General features: G+C 36.6%; 16 protein-coding genes. 11 read left to right on the top strand and 5 right to left on the bottom strand.

Annotated elements, in window-relative coordinates; genetic code table 11:
* Positions 1–3 precede the first annotated feature (3 nt).
* Together F1325_RS10495 and oppF are read left to right on the top strand one after the other, a co-directional pair.
* On the top strand, positions 4–990 hold the full coding sequence (locus F1325_RS10495; RefSeq protein WP_109372139.1) for an ABC transporter ATP-binding protein: 987 nt from the start codon (positions 4–6) through the stop codon (positions 988–990).
* Positions 987–1994 carry a murein tripeptide/oligopeptide ABC transporter ATP binding protein OppF gene (gene oppF / locus F1325_RS10490; RefSeq protein WP_109372141.1) on the top strand — a complete coding sequence of 336 codons (1008 nt, stop codon included), beginning with the start codon at positions 987–989 and terminating at the stop codon, positions 1992–1994. The genes F1325_RS10495 and oppF overlap by 4 nt, the downstream gene beginning before the upstream one ends.
* Before the next feature lie 98 nt (positions 1995–2092).
* Here oppF and F1325_RS10485 read toward each other — a convergent pair whose 3' ends face one another.
* Positions 2093–3250 (bottom strand): pyridoxal phosphate-dependent aminotransferase, encoded by a 1158-nt coding sequence (locus F1325_RS10485; RefSeq protein WP_109372143.1) that lies wholly within the window; start codon positions 3248–3250, stop codon positions 2093–2095.
* A gap of 270 nt (positions 3251–3520) precedes the next feature.
* Here F1325_RS10485 and F1325_RS10480 point away from each other — a divergent pair, with 270 nt between their 5' ends.
* The 5 genes from F1325_RS10480 (at position 3521) to F1325_RS10460 (ending at position 8614) form a co-directional block, all read left to right on the top strand.
* Positions 3521–4981 carry a TrkH family potassium uptake protein gene (locus F1325_RS10480; RefSeq protein WP_109372145.1) on the top strand — a complete coding sequence of 487 codons (1461 nt, stop codon included), beginning with the start codon at positions 3521–3523 and terminating at the stop codon, positions 4979–4981.
* 292 nt (positions 4982–5273) lie between these two features.
* Positions 5274–6524, top strand: a complete 1251-nt coding sequence (codB, locus tag F1325_RS10475; protein WP_109372147.1) for a cytosine permease — start codon at positions 5274–5276, stop codon at positions 6522–6524.
* Positions 6514–7791 (top strand): cytosine deaminase, encoded by a 1278-nt coding sequence (locus F1325_RS10470; protein WP_109372149.1) that lies wholly within the window; start codon positions 6514–6516, stop codon positions 7789–7791. The genes codB and F1325_RS10470 overlap by 11 nt, the downstream gene beginning before the upstream one ends.
* A 257-nt stretch (positions 7792–8048) precedes the next feature.
* On the top strand, positions 8049–8267 hold the full coding sequence (locus F1325_RS10465) for a hypothetical protein (RefSeq protein ID WP_109372151.1): 219 nt from the start codon (positions 8049–8051) through the stop codon (positions 8265–8267).
* Positions 8267–8614 carry a low molecular weight protein tyrosine phosphatase family protein gene (locus F1325_RS10460; protein ID WP_244313514.1) on the top strand — a complete coding sequence of 116 codons (348 nt, stop codon included), beginning with the start codon at positions 8267–8269 and terminating at the stop codon, positions 8612–8614. The genes F1325_RS10465 and F1325_RS10460 overlap by 1 nt, the downstream gene beginning before the upstream one ends.
* 117 nt (positions 8615–8731) lie before the next feature.
* Here F1325_RS10460 and F1325_RS10455 read toward each other — a convergent pair whose 3' ends face one another.
* The 4 genes from F1325_RS10455 to F1325_RS10440 form a co-directional block, all read right to left on the bottom strand.
* A complete protein-coding gene (locus F1325_RS10455) occupies positions 8732–9193 on the bottom strand; it encodes an HIT family protein (RefSeq protein WP_109372155.1) in 462 nt (153 codons plus the stop codon).
* 65 nt (positions 9194–9258) lie between these two features.
* On the bottom strand, positions 9259–10236 hold the full coding sequence (gene hemB / locus F1325_RS10450) for a porphobilinogen synthase (protein ID WP_072064069.1): 978 nt from the start codon (positions 10234–10236) through the stop codon (positions 9259–9261).
* A gap of 310 nt (positions 10237–10546) precedes the next feature.
* On the bottom strand, positions 10547–10909 hold the full coding sequence (locus tag F1325_RS10445) for a hypothetical protein (protein WP_023582004.1): 363 nt from the start codon (positions 10907–10909) through the stop codon (positions 10547–10549).
* A gap of 742 nt (positions 10910–11651) precedes the next feature.
* Complete coding sequence (locus F1325_RS10440) at positions 11652–11873, bottom strand: DUF2594 family protein (protein WP_006536484.1); 222 nt, start codon at positions 11871–11873, stop codon at positions 11652–11654.
* Between the two features lie 271 nt (positions 11874–12144).
* Here F1325_RS10440 and F1325_RS10435 point away from each other — a divergent pair, with 271 nt between their 5' ends.
* The 4 genes from F1325_RS10435 (at position 12145) to F1325_RS10420 (ending at position 14561) form a co-directional block, all read left to right on the top strand.
* Entirely contained in the window at positions 12145–13029 is an 885-nt protein-coding gene (locus F1325_RS10435) for an NAD(P)H-hydrate dehydratase (RefSeq protein ID WP_109372157.1), read from the top strand.
* 142 nt (positions 13030–13171) lie between these two features.
* The gene (locus F1325_RS10430) at positions 13172–13600 is read left to right on the top strand and encodes a universal stress protein (RefSeq protein WP_036912874.1); all 429 of its coding nucleotides are present in this window, start codon (positions 13172–13174) and stop codon (positions 13598–13600) included.
* A gap of 118 nt (positions 13601–13718) precedes the next feature.
* A complete protein-coding gene (locus tag F1325_RS10425) occupies positions 13719–14057 on the top strand; it encodes a hypothetical protein (protein ID WP_072064066.1) in 339 nt (112 codons plus the stop codon).
* Positions 14058–14123: 66 nt separating this feature from the next.
* Positions 14124–14561: a universal stress protein gene (locus F1325_RS10420; RefSeq protein WP_023582008.1), complete on the top strand. Its 438-nt coding sequence runs from the start codon at positions 14124–14126 to the stop codon at positions 14559–14561.
* Positions 14562–14569: the final 8 nt, after the last annotated feature.

Below are 14569 nucleotides of genomic sequence, written 5' to 3'. Positions count from 1 at the left end.
AAAATGACAAATACAACAAACAAGTCGTTATTAAGTGTTAAAGATCTCTGTGTGACTTTTGGTACACCGGATGGTGATGTTACCGCAGTTAATAAGCTCAACTTTGAATTATCCGCAGGTGAAACCCTCGGGATCGTTGGTGAATCTGGCTCAGGTAAATCCCAAACGGCATTCGCATTAATGGGATTATTAGCGAAAAATGGTCGCACAGCGGGTAGCGCAAACTTTAATGGTCGTGAGATCTTAAACCTTCGCCAAAGTGAATTAAATAAAATGCGCGCTGAAGAAATATCTATGATATTTCAAGATCCAATGACTTCATTAAATCCGTATATGAAAGTCGGTGCGCAGCTTATTGAAGTATTAATGTTGCATAAAGGCATGAGCAAAAATGATGCTTATGCGGAATCAGTACGCATGTTAGATGCAGTAAAAATGCCAGAAGCTCATAAACGAATGAGTATGTATCCTCATGAGTTTTCAGGCGGTATGCGCCAACGAGTCATGATTGCAATGGCATTGCTGTGTAAGCCTAAACTTTTAATTGCTGATGAACCGACAACCGCACTTGATGTGACGGTTCAAGCGCAAATCATGACCTTACTCAATGAGCTTAAGAATGATTTAAACACCGCGATTATTATGATCACTCATGACTTGGGGGTTGTTGCGGGTATCTGCGATAAAGTATTGGTGATGTATGCAGGACGTACCATGGAGTACGGTAAAGCGCGTGATATCTTCTATCAACCATCACATCCATATTCTATCGGATTGTTACAGGCTGTTCCTCGCTTAGACGGTGAAGATGAACGACTAGCAACCATTCCGGGAAATCCGCCTAATTTATTACGTTTACCAAAAGGCTGCCCATTCCAACCTCGTTGCCAGTATGCAACAGAGCAATGCTTAACGAGTGAACCTCAATTAGAGCAATTCGCACAAGGCCGACTACGTGCCTGTTTTAAAGCGGTGGAGGAATTGGTATGACTCAAGCCATGTTACAAGATAGAAAAGTTATTCTTGAAGTGAATGACTTAAAAGTTTATTTCGATGTTCAAGATAATAAACAGTGGTTTTGGAAAGCGAAAAAAAGCCTAAAAGCCGTTGATGGTGTCACACTACGCTTATATGAAGGTGAAACATTAGGGGTTGTTGGTGAATCTGGTTGTGGTAAATCGACTTTTGCTCGCGCCATTATTGGTTTAGTTAAAGCCTCTGGTGGTACAGTCTCTTGGTTAGGCAATAATTTATTGGGAATGGGAAATAAACAATGGCGCGATATTCGCCAAGATATCCAGATGATTTTCCAAGATCCGCTGGCTTCCTTAAACCCAAGAATGACCATTGGTGATATTATTGCGGAGCCGCTTAAAACCTATCACCCTAAAATGAAACAGGCTGAAGTTGTTGAAAAAGTGAAAGCAATGATGATGCGAGTCGGATTATTGCCAAACTTAATCAACCGTTACCCACATGAATTCTCAGGTGGACAATGCCAACGTATCGGTATTGCTCGCGCGTTAATTTTAGAACCTAAATTAGTGATTTGTGACGAACCCGTTTCAGCATTAGACGTATCAATTCAGGCTCAAGTGGTTAACTTGCTGAAAGATATTCAAAAAGAGATGGGATTATCTTTAATCTTTATTGCCCATGATCTAGCGGTGGTAAAACATATTTCAGATCGTGTATTGGTGATGTATTTAGGGCATGCAGTGGAGTTAGGAACGTATGATGAAGTTTATCATCATCCATTACACCCTTATACCAAAGCGTTGATGTCAGCGGTGCCTATTCCTGATCCTGATAAAGAGCGCAATAAGCATATCGATTTATTGGAAGGGGAATTGCCTTCTCCGATTAATCCACCATCAGGTTGTATATTCCGTACACGTTGCCCTATGGCAGATGAAGAATGTGCCAAAACACGCCCTTTATTAGAAGGGAGCTTCCGCCATGCAGTCTCTTGCTTAAAAGTCGATCCGCTTTAAGGCGATTGAATGATTAAGTAAAGTAGAAAAAATGCCCTTGAAGTTTTATTTTCAAGGGCATTCTATTTATTAATGGATCGAAAGATCACCAAATCAGATTAAATCCAACCTTTAGTTCTAAAGGCTTTTAATGTAGAAACAAAATAGCTCATCTCTTCTGGTGTGCCTAAAGTTAAACGGCTCCAACCCAAAGCAGGTGGAAACTCACGACCAACCATAATATTCGCTTCTTTCATTCTGTTTTGATAGGTTTTTACATCGCCTTTCACTTTATGGAATATAAAGTTCGCATAAGAAGGTGCATATTCAATATCCAGCTCTTTTAAGACATCAACAACCATTTGACGAGAAACATCAATCGATTTACGGCTATATTCCACATAAGCTTTATCTTTTAATGAGGCTAATGCAGCAACAGCACCCGCGGTGTTGGTATTATCAATGGAAACAAACACATCAACATCGGCAATAACCTCAGGTACAGCAACACCATAACCCACACGAAGCCCTGCTAATGCGTAAATTTTTGAGAAAGTACGTGCAACAATTAGGTTTTTATAACCCGCTTCAACTAATGCAATCGCACTGGTAAATTCAGGCGTTGAAGCAAATTCCGCATAAGCTTCATCAATAATAAAAAAGACATTTTCTTTGGCTGATTTTACCCAATTCGTCAATGCAGCCGTTGGCGTTAACATCGCTGTTGGGTTATTCGGATTGCATAAATACACCATGCTAATACCATCAAACTCTTGCGCTTTTTTCTGCATGGTTGCTAAATCAAACGCCAGTGTTTTATCAACGGGTACTTTAACGATTTTTACGCCTAAAGGTTCTGCATAAAGTTCGGCATAGTTAAATGTTGGATCAGGAACAATAAGTTGAACCGCTTTACCTTCTTTTTGTGCTTTATTTGCCACAAATTGTACGGCTGCTTGAATTGTCTCAGATGAGCCATTTCCCAAGGTGATGTGCTTATCTGAAAGTTTAAATTCTTTCCCTAATTCGCTAATTAATGCGCTACGCGCATCGTCTGGATATCTAAAGGCATTAGGTAAAGCATCAATAATAGCCTGTTTCGCTTTTTGCGACATACCAAGTGAATTTTCATTAAAATTTAGCAGTAACGGATTTTCTGCATTAAATACCAATTTATTTTTTAGTGTTTCATTGGCATAAGCAGAGCTAACAAATGAACTTAATGAAAGACCACCAATCACTAAGCTGGATGAAGTTAAAAATGACCGACGATTCATGTTATGTTTCCCAAGTAAATTATTCTATGTTTTATTAGTTCTTATAGATTACTAAAAAAAAGATAGAAGTAAATAATTATGTTGTATTTGTGATTATAAATTCACTTTTTGGGTTGGGGGAAAAGTTCTGTCATTGAAAAAAAGAATGAGTAGGGAGTAAACTTGTCAGTTATCAATTTAAAATAAAAAGAAAAATTATTGATAATGATAAGCCATACTGAATTATGTCAATTTTGAACATTTAATGTAGCGGACTGGGCATCATCATTTATGCGTGTATCTAATCATTTTAAAATCATTGTGCATCTTTGTAGCTTTCTCATTGTTCTTTATAGCTTAACAATGATACCGCCTATGTTGGTTGCACTATATGAAAAAGAGCAAAGTCTATTTTCTTTTGCATTGTGTTTTTTTATCTTTTTTTGTGGAGGTTTATTTATTTGGCTGAAAACAAAAATAAAAGATATTCAGCTGAAAACACGAGATGGATTTATTATTATTGCCTTGTTTTGGTTGTTATTTTCTTTAATTAGCACATTACCTTTATGGCTGAATGAGCAACTTAATATGCGCTTTGTTGATGCGCTTTTTGAAGGAGTGTCAGGGATAACAACCACAGGCGCTTCTGTTTTTCACAATGTGACTGATTTACCTAAATCTATTCTTTACTATCGCGCACAGTTAAATTTTGTTGGAGGATTAGGTGTTATTGTACTGGCTGTTGCCGTTCTTCCCTTATTAGGCATTGGGGGCATGAAATTATATCAATCTGAAATGCCTGGGCCATTTAAAGAAGAAAAGTTAACGCCTCGCTTAGCAAGTACAGCTCGTAATTTATGGTTTACTTATATTCTGCTAGGTAGTTTATGTATTATCGCGTTTAAAATAGCAGGAATGTCTTTTTTTGATGCGCTTTGTCATGGTTTATCGACTGTGTCTTTAGGCGGATTTTCAACATATAGCGAAAGCATTGGCTATTTTAATAGCGTAAAAATTGAATTTGTTGCAGGACTATTTTCACTCCTTTCAGCAGTCAATTTTACCCTCTATTTTGCATCCTTAGCTAAATTTAGTTTACGACCATTATTAACCAATCCAGAGTTTCGTTTTTTTATTACAGTGGCATTGCTAGTTATCGGTTTGATCACATTTGAAACATGGCGCAGTAATATGTATTCATTCCCGGATGCTTTTATTCATTCTTTTTTTCTAACCAGTTCGATGATCACTGACAACGGGCTTGCAACAGCAGATTATGCTCAATGGCCACAACATATTATTGTTCTCTTACTATTTTCTAGTTTTTTTGGTGGTTGTGTTGGTTCGACGTGTGGTGGAATTAAAGCTATTCGATTTTTAATTCTCTATAAACAGAGTCGCCAAGAAATTCATCAATTAATTCATCCAAAATCAGTGAGTTCCGTTCGTGTCGGCGACAGTATTATAACTTCTCGACTCCTTAATTCCGTTTGGAGTTTCTTTTTTCTTTATACACTCTGCGCTTGTTTTTTTATTTGGTGTTTAAGCATGATGGGCTACGATTTAATTACAGCTTTTGCCACGGTGGCGGCATGTTTAAATAATATGGGATTGGGATTTGGTGAAACAGTTGCTGGTTTTGGTGAAATTACCGACAGTGCAAAATATTTAATGTGTCTTGCTATGTTACTTGGTCGATTAGAAATTTATACGCTACTTGTTTTATTATCTGCTTCCTTTTGGCGTAATTAAAATATGACTAAAATAAACGTTATGATTTAAAAATGAACATGGTTTAAAAGATGAAGAATATTATCATTAATTTCTCTAAAGAAATTCTTTCTTAAAAATCCATTCTATAAAATTAGATAACTTCAAATACAATAACGATTTTTCTCCTATTTTTGTGATGAACATCAACTCTCCTTAAATGAAGCGTTCCATTAATTATAATAAACAGACAACGAAAACGTTTGCATAATATTTTTATGTAGATAGAATTCGTCAGATTTTTTTGGCTAGGTGAAATGAATAGGAGGTTAAAGTGTCTCAGGACAACAATTATAGTCAGGGCCCTGTGCCCATATCCGCAAGAAAGGGTGGATTGGCGTTAACCTTTGTGATGTTGGGATTAACGTTTTTTTCAGCCAGTATGTGGACTGGCGGCGCTCTTGGTACTGGTCTTTCCTTCAATGATTTCTTCCTCGCAGTTCTAATTGGTAATCTTCTTCTTGGTATCTACACCGCATTTCTTGGTTTTATTGGTTCAAAAACAGGTCTTACTACTCATCTCCTCGCGCGTTACTCTTTCGGTATTAAAGGTTCTTGGCTTCCCTCATTTTTACTCGGTGGTACTCAAGTTGGTTGGTTTGGTGTGGGTGTGGCAATGTTTGCCATCCCGGTAGGAAAAGCCACTGGTATTGATATTAATCTCCTCATCGCCGTTTCCGGCATTTTAATGACCATCACTGTATTCTTCGGCATTTCCGCTCTCACCGTTCTCTCTATCATTGCTGTTCCAGCAATCGCTATCCTTGGCAGTTACTCTGTTTATCTTGCCATACATGATATGGGCGGGCTTTCAACGTTAATGGGTGTTAAGCCCGCTCAGCCATTAGATTTTAATTTAGCGCTGGCGATGGTTGTCGGATCGTTTATTAGTGCGGGAACGCTTACAGCTGACTTTGTCCGCTTTGGACGAAACCCTAAAGTTGCAGTGGTTGTCGCAATTGTTGCGTTCTTTTTAGGCAATACATTGATGTTTGTCTTTGGTGCAGCAGGTGCCGCTTCATTGGGAATGGCAGATATTTCTGATGTGATGATTGCGCAAGGATTATTACTTCCAGCGATTGTCGTATTAGGCTTAAATATTTGGACAACCAATGATAATGCGTTATATGCCTCTGGATTAGGATTTGCCAATATTACAGGCTTATCAAGCAAAAAGCTTTCAGTGATAAATGGCATTGTCGGTACACTGTGTGCATTATGGCTCTATAATAACTTTGTTGGCTGGTTAACCTTTTTATCTGCCGCAATTCCACCAGTAGGTGGTGTTATCATTGCAGATTATCTGATGAATAAAGATCGTTATAACACCTTCAATGCAGATAAAATGCAATCAGTTAACTGGGTCGCATTACTGGCTGTTGCAATTGGTATTGCCGCGGGGCACTGGTTACCAGGCATCGTACCTGTTAACGCAGTATTAGGTGGTGCAATTAGTTACGCTGTGTTAAATCCAATATTAAATCGTCGTACAGCTCGACAAGCGGAGATAAGTCATGCTGGGTAAGAATATCGAACAAATTAATCATGCTCGTCTCGTTGGAAAAGAGGGTTTGTGGCGCATTACGCTTAAAAACAATAAAATTGAAGCGATAGAGCCACAACCTGAAAATAACTTTCATCCTGAAGCATTAGATGCGCAAGGTGGTTTAGTTCACGCTCCTTTTGTTGAACCTCATATTCATTTAGATACAACACAAACAGCAGGACAACCGAATTGGAATCAATCGGGAACGTTATTTGAGGGTATCGAGCGTTGGGCTGAAAGAAAAGCGCTGTTAACTCATGATGATGTTAAACAACGTGCATGGCAAACGCTTCAATGGCAAATTGCTAATGGTATTCAACATGTTAGAACCCATGTTGATGTTTCGGATGCATCGCTGACAGCATTAAAAGCCATGCTGGAAGTGAAAGAAGAAATTAAACCTTGGATTGATTTGCAAATTGTTGCTTTTCCACAAGAAGGTATTTTGTCTTACCCTAATGGTGAAGCTTTATTAGAAGAAGCATTAAAATTAGGTGCTGATGTTGTCGGTGCTATTCCTCACTTTGAATTTACGCGTGAATATGGTGTTGAATCACTGCATAAAACCTTTGCATTAGCACAAAAATATGATCGCTTAATTGATGTTCATTGTGATGAAATTGATGATGAACAATCTCGCTTTGTTGAAACTGTTGCCGCTTTAGCACATAAAGAAAATATGGGCTCAAGAGTAACAGCAAGTCATACAACCGCAATGCATTCTTATAATGGGGCTTATACTTCGCGTTTATTCCGTTTATTAAGAATGTCTGGTATTAACTTTGTGGCGAATCCTTTAGTTAATATTCACTTGCAAGGTCGTTTTGATACTTATCCAAAGCGTCGCGGTATTACTCGTGTAAAAGAGATGCTAGAAAGTAATATTAATGTTTGCTTTGGTCATGATGATGTTTTTGATCCTTGGTATCCATTAGGCACAGCAAATATGCTTCAAGTCTTACATATGGGACTGCATGTTTGCCAATTAATGGGCTATGGTCAAATTGATAATGGGTTACAGTTAATTAGTCATAATAGTGCGAAAACATTGGCCTTAACGGACTACGGTGTTGAAATAGGAAATAGTGCAAACTTTATTATTTTGCCCGCAGATAATGGATTTGATGCCTTACGCCGTCAAGTACCTGTACGTTATTCAATTCGCCACGGTAAAGTGATTGCACAAACAGAGCCGGCGAAAACAGAAATTATGTTAGATAAGCCAACAGCGATTAATTATAAATAATCTAACAAGTTGGATTTTCGAATAACAGATAAAACGGATAAGTCGATTAATCACTTATCCGTTATTTTTTTATAAAGATTTAATACCTGTTTTCTTTTTATTTTGCTAAATATTTTGCTAGATAAATAAAAATTCGCTTATTCATATTTGTGTAAAAATAAACCATTGCAGATTTATTCGATTCAACTAGAATAACGCATGGTTAGATCCTCTCCGTATTACTGCGGCTGCTATCCCTTTAATCTGAGAGGTTTTTTATGTCTATACCAAGAGATCGTGGTTGGCGCCAATGTGTTAACCGCAAAAATAAACATCAAGAAATGGGTTGTTCTCGAGTGATGTTTAAACCAGAAAAAAAATGGTCTAATTTATATACTCGATCACTAAAAATGACCAGAGCTGCGCAACTTGGAATTGAATACCCAAGAATTTCTCGTAGTCAGCGTCGATTAAATGCGTTATCTGATAGTGAGTAATGATGAATATCTTATTTATTTGCAGTAAAAATCAATGGCGAAGCCCAACCGCAGAACTGTTGTTTGCAGATAGAGAAGGCATTAATACACTTTCGGCAGGTATGCGCAAAGATGCGCTATGTGTGGTTGATAATGAATTACTAAAATGGGCTGATTTAGTGCTTGTCATGGAATCTAAACATTTAAATCGATTATCTGCTCATTTTCCGACGACCATGCGCTATAAAAAAGCACATGTATTAGGAATACCTGATAATTATCGCTTTAACGATCCGGCATTAATTGAACTTCTCGAACAGAAAATTCAGCCTTATTTACCGATGGAAGCTCAACTTTCAACGAAATAATGCTTTTAATCTTGATAAAAAAACGCTCAGCTTAAAAATTAAGACTGGGCGTTTTTTATGCCTTGAATATTCTGTGTATAAGAAGAGTGAGTTTAAATTTCTATTTTCTTATATTTATCAGCTGTTTTTTCTAATCAGCGCAGCTAATTGAGCCAGTTCTTCATCACTCGCGCGTTCAAAATCATGCGATGAAAGATATCCAGGGTATTTCTCAAAGAAAATCTTTTGTTTATTTTCAATAGGCGCCCATTTTGTCATATCACCTGTGCCGTGCATCGGGCTAAGTTTACTATGAACATGATCAACCCCAAACCCTTCAAAAAACATTCCTGAGCGTGAAACATCGGGAAATGTTTTATCTAAGATTTTTGCTACTTTTTTTGTCGCGATAACCAATAATGCTAAAGCTTCATCGTTTAAATCAAACGCATAACTCGGGTAGTGCTTTTTGGGAATAACAACGGTAAAACCTTTGGTATTGGGAAAAATAGAGAGGAAAGCAAGATGATGATCATCCTCCCAAATTTTATGGCAAGGCGCTTTACCCGCAACGATTTGGCAGAAAATACAGTTATCCATAGTTGTAGCCTCATATCTATATTCTACATACTTCAACTTATTGAATTACTTAGCGTATAAGGTGATTAAAGTAGATTTCTTTCTGCTAAATCAAGTGCGAAGTAAGATAGAATTAAATCTGCACCTGCACGTTTAATTGAGCCTAAAGTCTCCATTACCACACGATCTTCATCGATTGCACCCGCTAATGCCGCAAATTTAATTTGCGCATATTCACCGCTGATTTGATAAGCTGCTAAAGGTAATAAAGTACGTTCACGCACATCGCGAATAATATCTAAATAAGCGCCTGCTGGTTTTACCATCAGCATATCAGCGCCTTCTTGCTCATCAATTAATGATTCACGGATCGCTTCACGGCGGTTCATTGGATTCATTTGATAAGTTTTACGATCACCAATTAAACGAGAGCCTGCTGCATCGCGGAAAGGACCATATAAGGCAGAAGCAAATTTAGTCGAGTAAGAAACAATACCTGTGTCGCTAAATCCTGCTTTATCAAGTGCGGCACGAATAGCAGCGACTTGGCCGTCCATTGCCGCTGATGGCGCGATAAAATCAGCACCCGCTTGTGCAGCAGCAACAGCTTGAAGCCCTAAATTATAGATAGTTTCATCATTATCAACATGTTCACCATGTAAAACACCACAGTGACCATGTGATGTGTATTCACAAAAACAGGTATCAGACATGACAATCATTTCTGGTACGGCATCTTTACAAATACGAGACATGCGAGAAACTAAACCGTCACTTTTCCAAGCATCACTTCCTGTTTCATCAAGGTGATGTGATACGCCAAAAGTCATAACAGTTTTAATGCCTGCTTTTGCAATGCGTTCAATTTCATAAGCAAGGCGTTTTTCAGGAATACGAACGACACCTGGCATGCTTTTTATCGGTTGGTAATCATCAAGCCCTTCTTCTACAAAGATAGGCAGAGCGAGATCATTTTTAGTCAGAGTTGTTTCTTGAAAGAGCGCGCGCAGGTTTTCTGACTGGCGTAGTCTTCTTAAACGCTGGATGGATTGTTCGTTGCTCACAATATCTCCTTTTTATGGCCAGTACTAACAAGTATTTACCGAGGTATTATAGACCTTAATATCCATAGATAGAATACTCGTCATATTTGAAGTTGTAGCGTTGTTGGCTACGTTCATTCGCACTAGTCACATACTTATGTATGCTCCTAGCGACTCATTCACTTGTCGCCTAGCTACATTTTGAATTATTTAGAGTATAGAAAGTTAGTTATAGAATAGAGGAATAGAGGAATAGGTGAGGGGAAAATAAAAAAGAGCAGGATAATTTCTACTCTTTATATTGATTTTTACCCATTCTTTGATGAGAAGATTATTTTTTGGGCTCTTCTAATGCTGCAACCATTTGAATTTTACAAGCTGCAACAATTTGAGTTAAACCATCTTGGAACTCTGCGCGAGAACCAATTTCAGATTTGGCTTCACGTAAAGAATTAACAACCTCAATAGCACCTTCAGTGAATTGTGCTTCAGTTGCTTCCAGTTTTGCAAAATCAAATTTCTTTGCACTCAGAGAGGCCATTGCATCTTTAGCAATTTTCTCTGCTGGCTCTTTTGTATCATAAGCTTTAATTGAGATATCTTTAAAAGTATCGCAGTAATCATCAGCCATTTTTGTTGGGTTTGCAAAAGCAACAGCAGGTAATAATAGCAGAGATAAGAGAAGTGGTTTCATTTTAGCCTCATGTTTATTTTTTAGTACATATTTATTGAGTGTAACATATAAACAGGAGTGACGATAAATCAGAAAAAGTGTAAAAATATAAATAGTTAATATTTTTAATCCTATTGGTTTTAGCTGCTTTCGCTATAATTGTGTTTAGGGACAATAAGCTAGCAAATTTTGACTTAATAAAACTTTACAATTTACAATATATAAAATAACTCAAAATACAATAATATTAGGATTTATCTTTATTTACATTTTATACGATTAATTTTTATTTGTGTTAAAAGTAACAAAATGTGCGCTTTAAATATAAAAAACAGAATAAAAAAGTTAAGTGATTATCAGTTATCATTGAGATAATTTTAATACATTGTATTTAATAAGTTAATTTATGTTCGTGTTGGCAATGATGGCAAGATTTCTAATTCTATTATTTAATCCAAATAACATTAAAATTTTTAAACAAAAATAAGTTTTGATAGTGACTATTGGTTAAATACACCAAAAGAAAACAAACTCATTATCATTTGGATGATATGAAAATAATTTGAATAGAAATATTGAGGTGGGTAAAAGAAAAAAATCCCCTCTATAAAGATAGAGGGGTAGCTAAATGAATAAAGAATGGTTTATTTCGAGATTAAGTATATAGGAAATTTGAAATCAAAATTTGTTTATTTGTGCAGCACAAAAAGATTAGAAAATAGAATAAAAATATGTACGAGTACTCAATTCGAAAATAAATGTATTATTGACGATAGGCTGTCTTAATTTGGCTAATCGTATTACGGAATGTTTCTGCTTGTTTTTCATCATCAACTTCTGCAATAGCACGTTCAATGTTTAAAATAACACGTCCAGCATCTGCTTGACCTAATGCTTTTAACATATAGGTGACTAGTGTTTTTAAGCAAGCCACTTCTTCTGCCAATGTTTCTACATCTGCTTGTGTTTTAAACTTCTCGTTCATTATCTACGTTCCTTTGTCTTTAATTTATAAATCATATCAGGCTAGGTCATTAGAATAGCAAAGTCTCAGCAAGGTATGAATAGCGATAATGAAAGCATTTTATCATATTGAATTTGTTAGCATGATAAAAAGACAAAATAGCCAGTGATCCCATTTATTAGTCGAAATCAGGCTATACTTTGAACGTTATGCTTTTAACGTTAATACAAACAAAATGTGGTAGAGCAACCATTGCGAGTAATAAGAAAAATGCAGAAAAAGGGAAAATAATATGAATGAAGAACAATTATTACAGGCTATCACTCATTATCCCGCACTTTATCAGCGCAAATCAGGAAATACACATAAAGGAACATTCGGCACATTAGGCATTGTAGGCAGCTCAGAAGGAATGAGCGGTGCTATTGTGTTAGCAGGTAAAAGTGCATTGAAAGCAGGGTGTGGAAAGGTATTTCTTGGTTTTGCTCAATCACAACTTCCTATCCCTTTTATTGATAGTGCACCAGAGCTTATGCTTAAAACAGCACAAGCGTTGATAAATCAGCAAGATATTTCTGCTTGGGCGATTGGGTGTGGATTAGGATTATCTGCAAATTCTGAAGAAATCTTATCAATAGCTTTAGCTCAGCGTAATGAAAATAGACCTTATGTTTTTGATGCGGATGCATTAGTGTTAATGGCTAAGCTTAAATCAGAACTCTCACTTAATCAGCACTGTGTATTAACACCACACCCTAAAGAAGCGTCTATTTTGCTTAATTGCACGCTAAATGATATTCAAAATAATAGAGAAGAAGCGGCGAAAGAAATTGCGAAGATTTATCATTGCTGGGCAATTATCAAAGGTCAACATACCGTAGTGACTTCTCCGAAAGGGGAAATCACAATTAATACAACTGGTAATAGTGGATTATCAACCGCAGGGAGCGGTGATGTGCTAACAGGCATTATGGGAAGTTTTTTAGCACAAGGAATGACAATGGCGGATGCGGTGAGAAGTGCTGTTTGGATACATGGAATGTCGGCGGATATTTTAGTTAAAAAAGGTATTGGACCAATCGGATTAACTGCATCAGAATTGATTGATACTATCCGGAATATTCGCAATCAAATATGGACATTATCACAACAACATAATGCAAACTATTTTGAATAATCGCTTTTATTTTTTAGCTTAACGTATTAATAATTAAAGTAGGTTTATATTAAGATTAGGTTGTTTTTAGTTAATTCACTCACAGTAATCTTTGGGTTATTGCGATAGGATTAAGGCAAATGGAGAGTTAAGAGGAGTTATTATGTATAAAACGATTTTAGTGCCTATTGATATTGTGGAAGAAGAGTTAACCAGTAAAGCGGTACGACATGCTGTGTATTTAGCCAAAGAAACAGGAGCTAATTTACATTTAATTCATGTTCTTCCTATCTCTTCAGCAATCATTAATGCTTATTCATTGGGTTATCCAGAAATTAAAGATAAAGCGACAGTGAAAGCAGAGAATGATATGCAAATGTTGGTAGATTCGGTGGATTTGCCTGCTGAAAAGGTCGCTTATACGGTTACTTTTGGCTCACCTCGTGATGAAATTTTGGTCACAGCAAAAGATATTCAAGCAGACTTAATTGTGATTGGTTCACGTAGACCTAATATTAGTACTCATTTATTAGGCTCAACGGCAGCGGGTGTTGTTCGCTATGCTGAAATTTCAGTGTTAGTTGTTCGTTAATATATTACTAATATGCTATGAGCATCCCTCATAGCATATATTTTAGTTTTTTTGCGTAGCTTATCTTATTTATTCAATAAGCAGTTTATTGAATAAACAGTCTAGAAAGTGGATAAGAATGGAAAAATTTACCGAAGAACTTTTAAGGCTCGATCATTTTATTCTACGCATCTTACGCTATTATGTAATAGGCTCTATTTTCTTTTTCTTAGGATTATTACCCGGCGTATTAGGGTTTTATTTAATTGAAGGGCATACCTTTATGGAGTCTTCATTAAATGCAATCTCTATGTTAAGTGGTCAGCCAGTAGAGCCAGCACCTGCAACCCCAACAGGGCGCTTTTTTATTGCAATCTATGGTTTATTTCTTCAGTGTGTTTTTATTTTATCGATTGGGCTTGTAGTGACACCTTTTATTCATCGACAATTGCATAAATGGCATCTTGAGGAAGATTAAATAAGCAAGCTGTGGGTTTAACGCTACAATAATAAACAGACAATAATCTGATAATGAGGAGTTGCTATGTACAAGACAATTCTAGTACCTGTTGATATTTCAGAAGATGAGTTAACGACTAAAGCCTTACAACACGCTGTTTATATTGCTAAATTAGAAGGCGCAAAACTACATCTTTTCCATGCTATTCCTGATATTTCACGTTTCTCTATTAGTTATAGTTACCATTATGACATGCTCAGTTCTTTTGCAAATAAAGCACTTGAGCGTGTACAAGAACAACTGCAAGAATTAGCTAATGGTATTGATTTGCCAAATGAACAAGTTGAATTTTCAGCTGTATTTGGTTCTGCGAGAGATAAAGTTTTAGAGCTGGCTGAAAAAATTCATGCTGATTTGATTGTAATAGGCTCTCGTCGTCCAAGTATTTCAACACACCTATTAGGCTCAAATGCATCAGGTATTGTCGCTTATGCTAAACAATCCGTATTAGTTGTTCGCTAAAATCTTTA

The sequence above is a fragment of the Proteus columbae genome (assembly GCF_009914335.1).
GTDB lineage: Bacteria > Pseudomonadota > Gammaproteobacteria > Enterobacterales > Enterobacteriaceae > Proteus.
This window is presented reverse-complemented; position numbering and strand designations above follow the sequence as displayed.

Bases quoted from the DNA above. Each gene is read 5' to 3' on its own strand.
- F1325_RS10495 (WP_109372139.1), top strand. From the start codon at position 4: ATGACAAATACAACAAACAAGTCGTTATTAAGTGTTAAAGATCTCTGT.
- oppF (WP_109372141.1), top strand. From the start codon at position 987: ATGACTCAAGCCATGTTACAAGATAGAAAAGTTATTCTTGAAGTGAAT.
- F1325_RS10485 (WP_109372143.1), bottom strand. From the start codon at position 3,250: ATGAATCGTCGGTCATTTTTAACTTCATCCAGCTTAGTGATTGGTGGT.
- F1325_RS10480 (WP_109372145.1), top strand. From the start codon at position 3,521: ATGCGTGTATCTAATCATTTTAAAATCATTGTGCATCTTTGTAGCTTT.
- F1325_RS10470 (WP_109372149.1), top strand. From the start codon at position 6,514: ATGCTGGGTAAGAATATCGAACAAATTAATCATGCTCGTCTCGTTGGA.
- F1325_RS10465 (WP_109372151.1), top strand. From the start codon at position 8,049: ATGTCTATACCAAGAGATCGTGGTTGGCGCCAATGTGTTAACCGCAAA.
- F1325_RS10460 (WP_244313514.1), top strand. From the start codon at position 8,267: ATGATGAATATCTTATTTATTTGCAGTAAAAATCAATGGCGAAGCCCA.
- F1325_RS10455 (WP_109372155.1), bottom strand. From the start codon at position 9,193: ATGGATAACTGTATTTTCTGCCAAATCGTTGCGGGTAAAGCGCCTTGC.
- F1325_RS10445 (WP_023582004.1), bottom strand. From the start codon at position 10,909: ATGAAACCACTTCTCTTATCTCTGCTATTATTACCTGCTGTTGCTTTT.
- F1325_RS10440 (WP_006536484.1), bottom strand. From the start codon at position 11,873: ATGAACGAGAAGTTTAAAACACAAGCAGATGTAGAAACATTGGCAGAA.
- F1325_RS10435 (WP_109372157.1), top strand. From the start codon at position 12,145: ATGAATGAAGAACAATTATTACAGGCTATCACTCATTATCCCGCACTT.
- F1325_RS10430 (WP_036912874.1), top strand. From the start codon at position 13,172: ATGTATAAAACGATTTTAGTGCCTATTGATATTGTGGAAGAAGAGTTA.
- F1325_RS10425 (WP_072064066.1), top strand. From the start codon at position 13,719: ATGGAAAAATTTACCGAAGAACTTTTAAGGCTCGATCATTTTATTCTA.
- F1325_RS10420 (WP_023582008.1), top strand. From the start codon at position 14,124: ATGTACAAGACAATTCTAGTACCTGTTGATATTTCAGAAGATGAGTTA.